We start from the raw sequence: 14,503 nt of genomic DNA, 5'->3' as shown, positions 1-14,503 counted from the left end.
TTTTATTGTTCGCATCATGTCAAAGATCGTAATACCCGAAAACACGGGAATATGTGGAGAATAACGGATTCGAACCGTTGACCCCCTGCTTGCAAAGCAGGTGCTCTAGCCAGCTGAGCTAATCCCCCCCAAAAAAGGGTAGTCCCAGGCAGAGTTGAACTGCCGACCTCTACATTATCAGTGTAGCGCTCTAACCAACTGAGCTATAGGACTGTCAGTCAAACCCCGGCCGTGGAAAAGGCCCGGCTTCTACTTTTCTCGTATTCGGATAAACAAACAGGCGGTACAAGACAGGAGAACCGGACTTCCTAAAAATATACGAAGTCACTCCAGAAAGGAGGTGTTCCAGCCGCACCTTCCGGTACGGCTACCTTGTTACGACTTAGCCCCAATCACCGGTTTTACCCTAGGGCGCTCCTTTACGGTTACGCACTTCAGGTACCCCCGGCTTTCATGGCTTGACGGGCGGTGTGTACAAGGCCCGGGAACGTATTCACCGCGCCGTGGCTGATGCGCGATTACTAGCGAATCCAGCTTCGTGGAGTCGGGTTGCAGACTCCAGTCCGAACTGAGAGGGGTTTTTAGGATTGGCCGGGCGTCGCCGCCGGGCGGCTTGCTGTACCCCCCATTGTAACACGTGTGTAGCCCCGGACGTAAGGGCCGTGCTGATTTGACGTCATCCCCCCCTTCCTCGCATCTTACGACGGCAGTCTCGACAGAGTCCCCGGCATGACCCGATGGTAACTGTCGATAAGGGTTGCGCTCGTTATGGCACTTAAGCCGACACCTCACGGCACGAGCTGACGACAACCATGCAGCACCTTCACAACCGCCTTGCGGCTTACCCCTTTCAAGGTAATTCGGTTGCAATTCAAGCCCGGGTAAGGTTCCTCGCGTATCATCGAATTAAACCACATGTTCCTCCGCTTGTGCGGGCCCCCGTCAATTCCTTTGAGTTTCACCGTTGCCGGCGTACTCCCCAGGTGGAATACTTAACGCTTTCGCTTGGCCGCTTACTGTATATCGCAAACAGCGAGTATTCATCGTTTACCGTGTGGACTACCAGGGTATCTAATCCTGTTTGATACCCACACTTTCGAGCATCAGCGTCAGTTACGGTCCGGCAAGCCGCCTTCGCGAACGGAGTTCCTCGTGATATCTAAGCATTTCACCGCTACACCACGAATTCCGCCTGCCTGTGCCGCACTCAAGACGCCCAGTATCAACTGCAATTTTAAGGTTGAGCCCCAAACTTTCACAGCTGACTTAAGCGCCCGCCTACGCTCCCTTTAAACCCAATAAATCCGGATAACGCTCGGATCCTCCGTATTACCGCGGCTGCTGGCACGGAGTTAGCCGATCCTTATTCATAAGGTACATGCAAAAAGGCACGCGTGCCTCAATTTATTCCCTTATAAAAGAAGTTTACAACCCATAGGGCAGTCATCCTTCACGCTACTTGGCTGGTTCAGGCTTACGCCCATTGACCAATATTCCTCACTGCTGCCTCCCGTAGGAGTTTGGACCGTGTCTCAGTTCCAATGTGGGGGACCTTCCTCTCAGAACCCCTATCCATCGTAGGTTTGGTGGGCCGTTACCCCGCCAACCGCCTAATGGAACGCATCCCCATCGGTTACCGGAATCCTTTAATGGAGAAACCATGCGGAATCACCATACTATCCGGGATTAATCTTTCTTTCGAAAGGCTATACCGGAGTAACCGGAAGGTTGGATACGTGTTACTCACCCGTGCGCCGGTCGCCATCGGACTTAGCAAGCTAAGTCCATGCTGCCCCTCGACTTGCATGTGTTAAGCCTGTAGCTAGCGTTCATCCTGAGCCAGGATCAAACTCTTCATTGTAAAAGTATCGTGTGCTCTCACTTAAACCCAAATCCCGAAGAAAATGGGAAAAAGGAGGGCATGTTGCTCTGTTCAGGACATCCGAAATTCTAAAGAAGTCTCAATGTTCAATCCCCCGAGCGAATAAGCAAGGGGGCATTGACGGTTCTTCTGTTTTACCCAAGAACGCCTTCCGAATGAACGGAAAACGAATCTTGATCTTGTACTACTTGTATTGTTTATGTAAATCTGTTCAAAGATCGACGGCGCTGACCTCTAAGGGAAAGCGGATGCAAAGGTAAGCACTTTTAGCAATATACTCCAAATTATCGGAGAAGTTTTTTTCCCTTTTTTATTTACCGCCACACGCTCTCTCTGCGAAAGGGGAGGAGAATAAAGGGAAACGAAAGCCGCTTGCAGCATCTCGCAAACCATCATGTCAAAGCGCACATGCCCCCGTTGCCGAAAGCGGATGCAAAAGTAGAGCTTATGGGAAATACGGCAAAATATACGGGGAACTTTTTTCCGAGAAAAATGAAAAAAAATAATCAAACGACTGAAAAACAGCAAGGTAGGAGGAAGAAGAAAAGGAAGGGAGGAAAGGTGGGGAGCGGAAGGGACACATTATAATAATGGAAAAGGAAGAAAAAAGGGGGAAAGGACACGGGGGTAAGGGAGGGGAAAGGAGAGAAAAACATATGAGGCGTGCCGGCGGCGTGTCTCCGCCGTGTCCGCACCACCTCCGCTCCGTATCCATATAAGCGGAGATTATACGGAGGAGATACGGAGATGATACGGAGGTGATACGGAGGAGATACGGAGGTGATACGGAGGTGATACGGAGGAGATACGGAGGAGATGCGGAGGAGATGCGGAGATGATACGGAGGAGACTACAATTTGGCTTTTCGGAGAAATCTTTTTAACAAGTGAGGAACCAATAGTTAACAACATCAGCAAATATACTAAAACGCGTTATAATTCAAACAAATATTGCCACAAAATTTGGGAATAAGGGAAAACGGTGTACCTTTGTGACATGTTTTTCATAGTATTAGATTAAGGTTAACAAAAAGACTGGCTGTCTGGGATAGATAGCCTTTTTTTATGCCCACCCCCACCCTACTCTTGAATATTTTGTCTACATTTGCAACCGTAAAAAAAGAGAACCAATCATACTGAACGGACGTATTCTCTACAATTGATAATGAAGAGTAAAATACCTACTATATCCACCATCCGCTTCCGTCGCTGGAGCAGAAAGAATTATGCAACGTTTGCCTCTATAGGACGTTGTGTGACCATTGGCTGCCTGCGAAAAGACGTGGCAGACAGTTCATTGGCAAAGCAGAAAGCCACAGGAGCCGCCACCTATACAGAATGTGGTACGGGAAGCGCATGGCAAGGATTCACCCAAAGAAAGGAAGATGATTACAGTGCCTTATCGGAGATTGAGGTTTTTCTTTTCTGCGGAATGCCACAACAAGTAAGAGTCCTAAATGTTTTTTCCGGCGCACAAGGTGTCAGCCTTATAAAAAAACGGGAAGTAGATTTTCCTACTCAAATAAGCAATTCCATCGGCACGGTTTATCAGAATCAGTACGACCTATGCAAGTCATCACATTCTGATAAACCGTGCTTTTATTAAATGTCCGTGCAAAGGCGCAACTTAAAGAATATGACTGTACAAGAATTAAAAGCACAAGTGCTGCAGGGCAACCCGATAAAGAAAGAAGAGGCCGAATGGCTGGCAGTACAACCCGATAAAGAAGCTTTATATGATGCTGCGCATGAAATAACCCGAGCCTTGGCTTCGGACGAGTTCGACATGTGCTCCATCATCAACGCCAAGTCGGGGAAATGTCCGGAAAACTGCAAGTGGTGTGCACAGTCAGCACATTACAAGACTCAAGCAGAGATATACGATTTGGTGGACAAAGAAGAGTGCCTGCGCCACGCCAAGTATAATGAAAGCCAAGGTGTGGCGCGTTTCTCATTAGTGACCAGTGGACGCAAGCCTTCGGGCAAACAAATGGAGAAACTGCGTGAGGCTGTTCAGCACATGCGCCGTAACTCCTCCATACAGCTGTGCGCCTCACTGGGTCTGTTGAACGAAGACGAAATGAAGGTAGTGCACGATGCAGGCGTTACACGCTATCACTGCAATCTGGAAACAGCCCCTTCCTATTTTCCGCAACTTTGCAGTACACACACGCAAGAAGAGAAACTGCGTACTTTGCGCGTAGCCCGCAACGTAGGAATGGACATCTGCAGCGGCGGCATCATCGGCATGGGTGAAAGTATGGAACAACGTATCGAGTTTGCCTACACTTTGAAAGAGCTGGAAGTACAATCCATTCCTATCAACCTGCTGAGTCCTATTTCGGGAACTCCTTTGGAGCATCAGGCTCCGTTGACCGAAGAAGAGGTACTGACCACCATCGCCTTGTTCCGCTTCATCAATCCGACGGCATTCCTGCGTTTTGCAGGAGGCCGTTCCCGGCTGAGTAAGAGAGCTGTGAAGAAAGCACTTTACATCGGAATCAACTCTGCCATTGTAGGCGATTTGCTGACTACTTTGGGATCAAAAATCTCGGAAGACAAAATCTTGATTGAAGATGCGGGATACCGTTTCAGCGATTCACAATTCGACAGGGAGCATCTTTGGCATCCCTATACCTCTACCACCAATCCCCTGCCTGTATATAAAGTGAAACGGGCAGACGGTGCTACCATTACGTTGGAAAGTGGGAAAAAACTGATAGAAGGAATGTCCTCCTGGTGGTGTGCCGTTCATGGTTACAATCACCCGATGCTGAACCGGGCAGCCGAAGAGCAACTCGGCAAGATGTCGCATGTCATGTTCGGAGGTCTGACCCACGACCCGGCCATTGAATTGGGAAAGTTGCTGTTACCGCTTGTTGCCCCATCCATGCAAAAGATTTTTTATGCAGATTCCGGATCGGTGGCTGTAGAGGTTGCCATGAAGATGGCCGTACAATATTGGCACGGAAAGGGGAAAAAGAATAAGAGTAACTTTGTGACCATACGTTCCGGTTATCACGGAGACACATGGAATGCCATGTCGGTATGCGATCCGGTGACCGGAATGCACTCTCTATTCGGCTCAGCATTGCCTATACGCTATTTCTCCCCCAAGCCCCATTCACGCTACGATGGAGAATGGGATGCCAAGGATATCGGGCATTTGCAAGAAATAGTGGAAAAACACCATGAAGAATTGGCTGCACTTATTCTTGAACCTATTGTCCAAGGTGCAGGAGGCATGTGGTTTTACCATCCGCAATACCTGCGCGAAGCAGCACAGATATGCAAAAAACACAATCTACTGCTGATATTCGATGAAATAGCAACGGGGTTCGGACGAACGGGCAAGCTTTTTGCTGGGGAGCATGCCGGCGTGGAGCCGGACATCATGTGCATAGGAAAAGCACTGACAGGAGGATACATGACACTTTCCGCCGTATTGACAACCAACGAAGTGGCCGATACCCTCTCAAACCACTCGCCGGGAGTATTCATGCATGGACCTACGTTCATGGGAAATCCGTTGGCCTGTGCCGTGGCATGCGCATCGGTGAAACTGCTGACTTCTCCGGAATACAACTGGCAAGGAAAAGTAAGTCGCATTGAAAGCCAGCTGAAGCAAGAGTTGGAGCCTGCGCGACATTTGCCGCCGGTGCAGGATGTACGCGTACTGGGAGCTATCGGAGTCATCGAACTGACTGTCGGTGTGGACATGGCATGGATGCAGAAGCGGTTTGTGGAAGAAGGCATCTGGGTACGCCCGTTCGGAAAATTAGTCTATCTGATGCCGCCGTTTATCATCACTCCCGAACAGTTGACGAGACTGACAAGCGGACTGATGAAAATCATCGGAGAGATGAGATAACCTTCCATGAACCGATTTATTATATCTAAGTATGAACGCAACAGAATATATGCGGAAGCAATTGCAGGAACTGAAAGAACAAAGCAACCTGCGCAGCCTGCCGCAAATGGTACATGATGGGCGATATGTCGTGATAGACAACAAGCGGATGCTGAACCTTTCGTCCAACGACTATCTGGGATTGGCAACAGACCGAGGATTAAGAGAGGAGTTTCTTCGGACGCTGACCGCAGAAACGTTTTTGCCTACCTCCTCTTCTTCCCGCCTGCTGACGGGAAACTTCAACGTCTATGAAGAGCTGGAAGCCGAACTTGCCAAGCTATTCGGCTCGGAAGCGACCTTAGTATTCAACAGTGGGTACCATGCCAATACCGGAATCCTTCCGGCCGTGAGTGATACACAAACGCTCATCTTGGCCGACAAGCTGGTGCATGCCAGCATCATCGACGGCATCAGACTTTCGGCAGCACGATGCATACGCTACCGCCACAACGATACCGGGCAACTGGAACGTCTGCTGAAAGAGCATCACACGTCCTATCGACAGATTATTATCGTAACAGAAAGCATCTTCAGCATGGATGGCGATATGGCCGACCTGCAAAAACTGGTAGAGTTGAAGCATGCCTGCAATAATGTATTGCTCTACGTAGACGAGGCACACGCTTTCGGGGTGCGGGGTAAATACGGATTGGGTTGTGCAGAAGAGTCCGGATGTATCCGGGATATAGATTTTCTTGTGGGCACTTTCGGCAAAGCCGCCGCATCGGCAGGCGCCTATCTCGTTTGCAGCAGGGTGACGCGCGAATACCTCGTCAACCGAATGCGTACATTGATTTTCACAACCGCCCTGCCTCCGATAAACATTGCCTGGACATTGTTCATTGTACGCAAACTCCCCTTTATGCAAGAAGAACGACAACACCTGACCCACATCAGCCAACTATTGCGTGAAGCTTTGCAAGCCAACGGATATGAATGCCCAAGCGCAAGCCACATAGCCCCCATGATTATCGGAGCAAGCGCAGATGCCATACGGTGCGCCGAAGAACTGCAACGCCACGGATTTTATGCATTGCCGGTCCGCCCGCCCACAGTTCCCGCAGGAACATCACGCATCCGTTTTTCGCTGACTGCTGAAATTAAAGAAGAAGAAATAAGAGAGTTGGCCCATCTCATCGGAGCAACTCTTCAGTCTATTTAGAAAGCACTAAAAAGGAAATAGAATGCAACAAATCCATATCATACACGAGCACCATCGCCGCCTGCTCTTGTTCTTTGCCGGCTGGGGAGCAGACGAAACCCCTTTCAAAACCTGTCATCCTGCCGGAAGTGACTTTATGATTTGCTACGACTATCGTACACTCGATTTTGACACATCCGCCCTGAACGAGTACAAAGCAATCAACGTCATCGGCTGGTCTATGGGAGTGTGGGCTGCCTCACAAGTACTTCCACATCTTTCATCACCCATAGCAAACAGCATTGCCATCAATGGCACCCCCTATCCTATTGACGAACATCGAGGCATCCCACCCGCTATTTTTCGCGGCACACTGGATGGACTGACCGGAGCTTCCTTACACAAGTTCCTGCGACGAATGTGTGCCGATGGAACGGCATTCAAAAACTTTCTGCAAGTAACTCCCCGCCGCCCGCTGGAAGAACTGCGCGAAGAACTTGCAAAAATAGAAGAGCGGCATCAAGCGCTCCCCCCCTCCACTTTTCGTTGGCAGCAAGCCGTGATAGGAAGCAATGACCGTATCATTGCGCCGGGCAATCAACTACAAGCATGGAAAGAAACGGACGCTGCCATCCGACAGACGGAAGACGCGCATTACGGAGAAGAATTGTTCCGCCATTATCTGCAAGACCTATGGACAAACAACTGATAGCCGAACGTTTTGCGCGGGCAAGAAACACCTATGCTCGCGAGGCTCGCGTGCAACAGCAGGTTGCCCTGAAGATGATGAGGATGCTTGCGGAGTCTCTGCTTGCCGAAGATTGTCAGCCCGAAGAACTCTCTGCACGTTTCCGCCATATCCTTGAGTTTGGATGCGGCACAGGAAGCTATTCGCGCATCCTTCTGCAAACGCTGAAACCTGAGACACTACTGCTGAACGACCTCTGCCGGGAAATGGAAGAATGCATCGAAGAACTTTGCCGTTTTCCCGGAGTCGGCTTTCTGCCCGGAGATGCCGAGGAACAAGACTTTCCGGAGAATATGGACCTGATAACCTCCTGCTCCACCCTGCAGTGGTTCAACGACCCGGCCGCATTCTTTACCCGTTGCCACCGGACACTGACAACAAACGGGATTCTTGCCTTCAGCACCTTCGGCTCAAGCAACATGCATCAGATTCGCCAACTGACCGGGCATGGGTTGAACTATCTGCCCATTGAGAAGTTACAAGCATTGTTGCATCCGGCTTTCGACATCATTCATGCAGAAGAAGAGGTTGTGTCGCTCTCTTTCGACACCCCTCGGCACGTACTGAGACATTTGAAAGAGACCGGAGTGACAGGTACGGAAAAGAAAATATGGACACGCAGCCGCCTGCAAAATTTCTGTGAGGAATATGCCCGACTGTTCCGCGAAGCAGATGACAAGGTAACCCTGACCTATCATCCAATTTACATCATAGCGCAAAAAAGAAACCAATCGAACGAATAAAGACCAAATTGCAAAGAATCATGGAATCAGAGATTTATTTTATCAGCGGCATCGATACGGACGCCGGAAAAAGTTACTGTACCGCCTGGTATGCTTGCCAACTGAATGGAGGCGACCGACGCGTCATTACCCAGAAATTCATCCAAACCGGCAATACCGGACATTCTGAAGATATTGACCTGCACCGCCGCATCATGGGCACCGGCTACCTGCCCGAAGACCATGAAGGACTCACCATGCCCGAAATATTCTCATACCCCTGCTCCCCCCATCTTGCTGCCCGCATAGACAAGCGCGCCATCGACTTCGACAAAATAGAACGCGCCACTAAGGAACTTGCCCGCCGCTACGACGTAGTCCTCGTTGAAGGTGCAGGCGGCCTCATGGTGCCTCTGACAGAAGATTTTCTAACCATAGACTATGTGGCCGAAAAGAAGTACCCACTGATTTTTGTCACTTCAGGCAAGCTCGGAAGTATCAACCACACTTTACTCAGTCTGGAAGCGGTAAAAAACCGAGGCATCACTCTGCACGCCGTATTATATAATCTTTACCCTACCGTAGAAGATAAAACCATTCAGGACGACACGATGCGGTATATCCGCAATTATCTGGCCAAACACTTTCCCGAAACAAGGTTTGAGCCGGTCCCGGAGATTAAAGACGTGCTTTAAACGACATTCAAACTCATGCCGCAAAGAAATAAATAGTTGCTTGGCGTTATGCGATACGTCATTGACCGTAAAGCCACACTTCGATGGCGACGAAGTGCCACTATATGGGCGACGAAGTGCCGCCATATGGGCGATGAAGTGCCACTTCATTGTCGATAAATCAACACGATGCAACCTCAGAATCAAAAAATTGCACTACCTTTGCGATAGAACCGATATTATTTTGAGCGTTCTTCACGAAGGATGTTGTTCTGTTTTTAGCATATACACAGCAAGTTGCGCAACGAACAACAAAAGAATAATAAAAAAAACGACCCTTACATCTGCAAACCACACGAATATGGAAATACAAAAGGTAAGACAATATATCGACCGCCATGAGCTCTTCGCTTCGAGCGACAAGATTCTTGTAGCGCTAAGCGGTGGTGCAGACTCTGTAGCATTATTGCGCCTACTGCAAGCTATGGGATATGCGTGCGATGCAGCCCACTGCAATTTTCATCTTCGAGGCAAGGAGTCTGAACGTGACGAGAATTTTGTCCGGCAGCTGTGTAAAGAGTTTGACATTCAGTTGCATATCACTCATTTCGATACAATAGAAGAAGCAAAGGCAAGACACCTTTCCATCGAAATGACCGCTCGGGAGTTACGGTACAAATGGTTTGAAGAAATACGGAAAACATGCGGCGCCGCAGTTGTTGCCGTAGCCCACCACCAAGACGACAGCGTAGAGACACTGCTTCTTAATCTGATTCGCGGAACCGGCATCAACGGACTACGCGGCATACGCCCTAAAAACGGGAATATAGTACGCCCTCTACTCTGCCTGAACAGAAAAGAAATCCTCGACTACTTATCAGACATCGGACAGGAATATGTGACAGACAGCACCAACCTGCAAGATGAGTACACTCGTAATAAAATACGGCTGAACTTACTTCCGCTCATGCAGGAAATAAATCCTTCGGTCAAAGAGAGCATCCTCAAAACAGCCGAACATCTGAATGACGCCGCCGCCATATATAATATAAGTGTAGAAGCAGCCAAACAGAGAATAATGACACCGGAAGGCATACGTATCAATGCCCTAAAGCAAGAACCCGCATCGGAAACCATCTTATTTGAAGTGCTCTATCCATTAGGATTCAATGCCGCCCAAGTAAAAGACATATACCACACATTGGACGGACAGCCGGGAAAGTCGTTTGCCAATGCTGACCGGCGCATTGTAAAAGATAGAGAACTGCTACTGATAGAACCTCTGCACGGAACAAAGCGGCCTGTTCTGGAAATGAAAAAGTATGCTTATACGCCTGAATTTATTATTCCACGCGATAAGAACACCGGTTGCTTTGATGCCGACAAACTCCAACACCCTTTGTCTCTACGCCTTTGGAAACATGGCGACACATTTGTTCCTTTCGGTATGAAAGGATGGAAAAAAGTAAGCGACTATCTAACCGACCGTAAATTCTCCGTTGTGCGCAAAGAGCAACAATGGCTGCTTTGCTGCGGCGAAGAAATAATCTGGTTGGTAGGAGAACGGACAGACAACCGTTTCCGGATAGATGAAAAAACCAAAAACGTATTGGTCATAACCTCCTCATTCCCGAAATAAACGTGTACATCACATAAAAAATAAAAGATTTATTCATAGAATCAAAAAAAAACATTACCTTTGCCCCGTTGAAATATCCGGGACTTCTTACCGAGACAAAAGCTGTTAATCGGATTTCCAAATCAACAACAACATCCCATACAAATAATATATACAACAAACAGGTAGTCGAAGTTGCACTAAATAGAACAACTGCAATTAAGCAATACGCCCTTTTCAAAAAAGAATAAAACATTAAACCATTCACACATATACTGTATGTATAACATCATTCAACTCAACGACAAGAACTTGTCGGAATTGCAAACTATTGCCCAAGAACTTGGACTAAAAAAAACAGAATCATTAAAAAAAGAAGAACTTGTTTACAAGATACTTGACGAACAAGCCATTGCCGGTGCTACTAAAAAGGTAGCAGCCGACAAGCTGAAAGAAGAGCGCAAAGGAGACAAGCGCTCCCGCGTGACTGTAAAAACCGTAAAGAAGGAAAGCGCAGACAAAGTATTTTCTGCCAATAAAAACGGAGAACTCACCAAAGCAAGAAACGAAGAAACTCCGGTTATCAAAGAACAAGTGAAAGCAGTTGAAGCAGCCCCATCGGCCAAACCAATCAACACAGCTGCCGCTGAAGCGTCCAAACCGGACAGTGCCATTGTCGCCACCTCTCCTAAAAATACGGAATCTCCATCCAAGCGTAAACCCGGACGCCCCCGCAAAACACAGGAAGAAGCTGCCGCCTCCTCCAATGCCAAAGAGAAAGTAAAAGTAAAAGTAACAGAACCGGAACTGAACTTCGAGCCAAAGACTGTAAAAACGGAGCCGAATAAAGTGGTAAAGAAAATAGTAGTAGATGAAAGTCCTATCTTGACTGAAGCAGAAGACGATTTTATCCCGATTGAAAACCTTCCGACAGAGAAGACAGAACTTCCCTCCGAACTTATCGGCAAATTCGAAGCTACCAAAACAGAAATGCCTGTAGCTTCTGCCACCACGCCGACAGAGCAACAGCAACAACGCCCACACCTTCGCCCCAGAGACAATAATAACAACAATAATCGCTCCGGAAGCTACAACCAACAGCGCCCGACGCAACAACGTGCTCCACAGCAACAGTATGTAGCCAATGAGAATCCGGCAGCATCGGACAACAAGCCTGTGGTAGAACGCGAAAAAGCCTACGAATTTGATGATATTCTCACTGGAACCGGTGTATTGGAAATCATGCAGGATGGATACGGTTTTCTGCGTTCTTCCGACTATAACTATCTTTCTTCACCGGACGACATCTACGTATCACAATCGCAAATCAAATTATTCGGTCTGAAGACCGGTGATGTGGTGGAAGGCGCGATTCGTCCTCCCAAAGAAGGCGAAAAATATTTCCCGCTGGTCAAAGTGGCCAAAATCAACGGGCGCGACCCGGCCTTCGTACGCGACCGCGTTCCGTTCGAACATCTCACTCCCCTCTTTCCGGACGAGAAATTCAAACTCTGCAAAGGAGGCTATTCCGATTCCTTATCTGCTCGTGTAGTAGACCTTTTTGCTCCGATTGGTAAAGGCCAACGTGCCCTGATTGTGGCACAACCCAAAACCGGTAAGACCATATTGATGAAAGACATCGCCAATGCCATAGCAGCCAATCATCCTGAAGTTTATATGATTATGCTGCTCATCGACGAACGTCCGGAAGAAGTGACCGACATGGCACGTACAGTCAATGCGGAAGTAATCGCTTCTACTTTCGACGAACCGGCAGAACGCCACGTAAAAATAGCCGGAATCGTTCTTGAAAAAGCTAAACGCATGGTAGAATGCGGACACGATGTCGTGATCTTCCTCGACTCCATCACCCGGTTGGCTCGCGCATACAACACTGTGTCTCCGGCCTCCGGGAAAGTTCTGTCGGGCGGTGTAGACGCCAACGCACTGCACAAGCCCAAACGCTTCTTCGGGGCGGCACGTAATATTGAAGGTGGCGGATCGCTGACGATATTGGCCACCGCTTTGATTGATACCGGTTCCAAAATGGACGAAGTAATCTTCGAAGAGTTCAAGGGTACGGGCAATATGGAGTTACAGCTTGACCGCAACTTGTCCAACAAGCGTATTTTCCCGGCTGTCAACATTGTTGCCTCCAGCACTCGCCGTGACGATTTGCTACAAGACAAACAGACATTGGATCGCATGTGGATTCTTCGCAAATATCTCGCCGACATGAACCCGATGGAAGCGATGGACTTCGTGAAAGAGCGTTTGGAGAAGACGAAAGACAACGACGAATTTCTGATGAGCATGAACAGCTAATGCTGCTGCATCATAGATATATTTGTAATTTTAGTAATTGTTATTAAATACCATGTTCGATAATTTAAGCGAGAGACTTGAGAGATCGTTCAAGATCTTGAAAGGTGAAGGTAAAATCACTGAAATCAATGTTGCGGAAACTCTGAAAGATGTACGCAAAGCCCTTTTAGATGCCGACGTAAACTATAAAGTAGCCAAGAACTTCACAGATACGGTCAAAGAGAAAGCCCTGGGGCAGAATGTGTTGACAGCTGTCAAGCCCAGCCAGTTGATGGTGAAAATTGTACACGACGAGCTGACCCGACTCATGGGGGGCGAAACAGTTGATGTCAATCTTGACTCCAAACCTGCCATTATTCTGATGTCCGGTTTGCAGGGTTCAGGTAAGACAACCTTCTCCGGCAAATTGGCGCGCATGCTGAAAAGCAAAAAGAACAAAAAACCTTTGCTCGTAGCTTGCGACGTATATCGTCCCGCGGCCATTGAACAACTACGTGTATTGGCGGAACAGATTGAAGTCCCGATGTATTCGGAACCGGACAGTAAAAATCCGGTGGCCATTGCTCAGAATGCCATTCAAGAGGCTAAAGCCAAAGGTTATGACCTGGTGATTGTCGATACAGCCGGTCGTTTGGCTGTAGACGAAGAAATGATGAATGAAATTACAGCCATCAAACAAGCCATCAATCCGAATGAGATTTTATTCGTGGTAGACTCGATGACCGGTCAGGATGCTGTAAACACAGCTAAAGAATTCAACGAGCGTCTTGACTTTGACGGTGTGGTGCTGACAAAGTTGGACGGTGATACCCGCGGCGGTGCCGCCCTTTCCATCCGTTCGATAGTCAATAAACCTATCAAATTTGTAGGTACAGGCGAGAAAACGGATGCAATCGACCAATTCCACCCCTCTCGTATGGCCGACCGCATACTCGGTATGGGAGATATCGTATCATTAGTGGAACGCGCACAGGAACAATATGATGAAGAAGAAGCCAAACGTCTGCAAAAGAAGATTGCCAAAAATCAGTTTGATTTCAATGACTTCTTAGGACAGATTGCACAGATCAAGAAAATGGGTAACTTGAAAGAATTGGCCTCCATGATACCTGGCGTAGGCAAAGCAATCAAAGACATCGATATTGATGACAACGCCTTTAAGAGTATAGAAGCCATTATATACTCCATGACTCCGGAAGAGCGAAGTAATCCTGCCATCCTGAACGGTTCGCGCCGTCAACGTATTGCCAAAGGCAGCGGCACGAATATTCAGGAGGTGAACCGCTTGTTGAAACAGTTTGAGCAGACCCGTAAAATGATGAAAATGGTCACCGGCAGTAAAATGGGAAAAATGATGCCGAGACTGAAAAGATAGAATAACTGCCGAAAGGAACAATCCCGCTAATTTCATATCATGAATGAAGTCAGCGGGATTATTGTTTTATTCGGTTATTTACTCTACATTTGCGAATCATGCAGAA

The 14,503-nt window shown here is 48.1% G+C and carries 10 protein-coding genes, 2 tRNA genes and 1 rRNA gene; 10 read left to right on the top strand and 3 right to left on the bottom strand.

Annotation, left to right across the window (positions count from 1 at the left end; all coding sequences use genetic code 11):
* Positions 1-54: 54 nt before the first annotated feature.
* The 3 genes from C4H11_RS11420 to C4H11_RS11410 form a co-directional block, all read right to left on the bottom strand.
* Positions 55-128 (bottom strand) — tRNA-Ala (locus C4H11_RS11420).
* 11 nt (positions 129-139) lie between these two features.
* Positions 140-213, bottom strand: a tRNA-Ile gene (locus C4H11_RS11415).
* A gap of 120 nt (positions 214-333) precedes the next feature.
* Positions 334-1,861, bottom strand: a 16S ribosomal RNA gene (locus C4H11_RS11410).
* A gap of 468 nt (positions 1,862-2,329) precedes the next feature.
* Between C4H11_RS11410 and C4H11_RS14330 the strand changes: the two genes are divergently transcribed.
* The 10 genes from C4H11_RS14330 to ffh all read left to right on the top strand — a co-directional run bounded on the left by C4H11_RS14330 (position 2,330) and on the right by ffh (position 14,397).
* A complete protein-coding gene (locus tag C4H11_RS14330; RefSeq protein WP_205729969.1) occupies positions 2,330-2,470 on the top strand; it encodes a hypothetical protein in 141 nt (46 codons plus the stop codon).
* Positions 2,471-3,046: 576 nt separating this feature from the next.
* Positions 3,047-3,487 carry a hypothetical protein gene (locus C4H11_RS11400; protein WP_106042151.1) on the top strand — a complete coding sequence of 147 codons (441 nt, stop codon included), beginning with the start codon at positions 3,047-3,049 and terminating at the stop codon, positions 3,485-3,487.
* A gap of 30 nt (positions 3,488-3,517) precedes the next feature.
* On the top strand, positions 3,518-5,752 hold the full coding sequence (bioA, locus tag C4H11_RS11395) for an adenosylmethionine--8-amino-7-oxononanoate transaminase (RefSeq protein ID WP_106043374.1): 2,235 nt from the start codon (positions 3,518-3,520) through the stop codon (positions 5,750-5,752).
* A gap of 31 nt (positions 5,753-5,783) precedes the next feature.
* Positions 5,784-6,956 carry an 8-amino-7-oxononanoate synthase gene (locus C4H11_RS11390; protein WP_106042149.1) on the top strand — a complete coding sequence of 391 codons (1,173 nt, stop codon included), beginning with the start codon at positions 5,784-5,786 and terminating at the stop codon, positions 6,954-6,956.
* Between the two features lie 22 nt (positions 6,957-6,978).
* Positions 6,979-7,644, top strand: coding sequence for a DUF452 family protein (locus tag C4H11_RS11385; RefSeq protein WP_106042147.1), 666 nt, complete (start codon positions 6,979-6,981; stop codon positions 7,642-7,644).
* Positions 7,629-8,426 (top strand): malonyl-ACP O-methyltransferase BioC, encoded by a 798-nt coding sequence (gene bioC / locus C4H11_RS11380; RefSeq protein WP_106042145.1) that lies wholly within the window; start codon positions 7,629-7,631, stop codon positions 8,424-8,426. The genes C4H11_RS11385 and bioC overlap by 16 nt, the downstream gene beginning before the upstream one ends.
* Positions 8,427-8,446: 20 nt before the next feature.
* Positions 8,447-9,100, top strand: coding sequence for a dethiobiotin synthase (gene bioD / locus C4H11_RS11375; RefSeq protein WP_106042143.1), 654 nt, complete (start codon positions 8,447-8,449; stop codon positions 9,098-9,100).
* Between the two features lie 340 nt (positions 9,101-9,440).
* Positions 9,441-10,718: a tRNA lysidine(34) synthetase TilS gene (gene tilS / locus C4H11_RS11370; RefSeq protein WP_106042141.1), complete on the top strand. Its 1,278-nt coding sequence runs from the start codon at positions 9,441-9,443 to the stop codon at positions 10,716-10,718.
* 258 nt (positions 10,719-10,976) lie between these two features.
* Complete coding sequence (rho, locus tag C4H11_RS11365) at positions 10,977-13,022, top strand: transcription termination factor Rho (RefSeq protein WP_106042139.1); 2,046 nt, start codon at positions 10,977-10,979, stop codon at positions 13,020-13,022.
* 52 nt (positions 13,023-13,074) lie between these two features.
* Positions 13,075-14,397, top strand: a complete 1,323-nt coding sequence (gene ffh, locus C4H11_RS11360; protein ID WP_106042137.1) for a signal recognition particle protein — start codon at positions 13,075-13,077, stop codon at positions 14,395-14,397.
* The last annotated feature ends 106 nt before the right edge of the window (positions 14,398-14,503 follow it).

The sequence above is a fragment of the Bacteroides zoogleoformans genome (assembly GCF_002998435.1).
GTDB lineage: Bacteria > Bacteroidota > Bacteroidia > Bacteroidales > Bacteroidaceae > Bacteroides > Bacteroides zoogleoformans.
This window is presented reverse-complemented; position numbering and strand designations above follow the sequence as displayed.

Bases quoted from the DNA above. Each gene is read 5' to 3' on its own strand.
- ffh (WP_106042137.1), top strand. From the start codon at position 13,075: ATGTTCGATAATTTAAGCGAGAGACTTGAGAGATCGTTCAAGATCTTG.
- C4H11_RS14330 (WP_205729969.1), top strand. From the start codon at position 2,330: ATGGGAAATACGGCAAAATATACGGGGAACTTTTTTCCGAGAAAAATG.
- C4H11_RS11400 (WP_106042151.1), top strand. From the start codon at position 3,047: ATGAAGAGTAAAATACCTACTATATCCACCATCCGCTTCCGTCGCTGG.
- bioA (WP_106043374.1), top strand. From the start codon at position 3,518: ATGACTGTACAAGAATTAAAAGCACAAGTGCTGCAGGGCAACCCGATA.
- rho (WP_106042139.1), top strand. From the start codon at position 10,977: ATGTATAACATCATTCAACTCAACGACAAGAACTTGTCGGAATTGCAA.
- C4H11_RS11390 (WP_106042149.1), top strand. From the start codon at position 5,784: ATGAACGCAACAGAATATATGCGGAAGCAATTGCAGGAACTGAAAGAA.
- C4H11_RS11385 (WP_106042147.1), top strand. From the start codon at position 6,979: ATGCAACAAATCCATATCATACACGAGCACCATCGCCGCCTGCTCTTG.
- bioC (WP_106042145.1), top strand. From the start codon at position 7,629: ATGGACAAACAACTGATAGCCGAACGTTTTGCGCGGGCAAGAAACACC.
- tilS (WP_106042141.1), top strand. From the start codon at position 9,441: ATGGAAATACAAAAGGTAAGACAATATATCGACCGCCATGAGCTCTTC.
- bioD (WP_106042143.1), top strand. From the start codon at position 8,447: ATGGAATCAGAGATTTATTTTATCAGCGGCATCGATACGGACGCCGGA.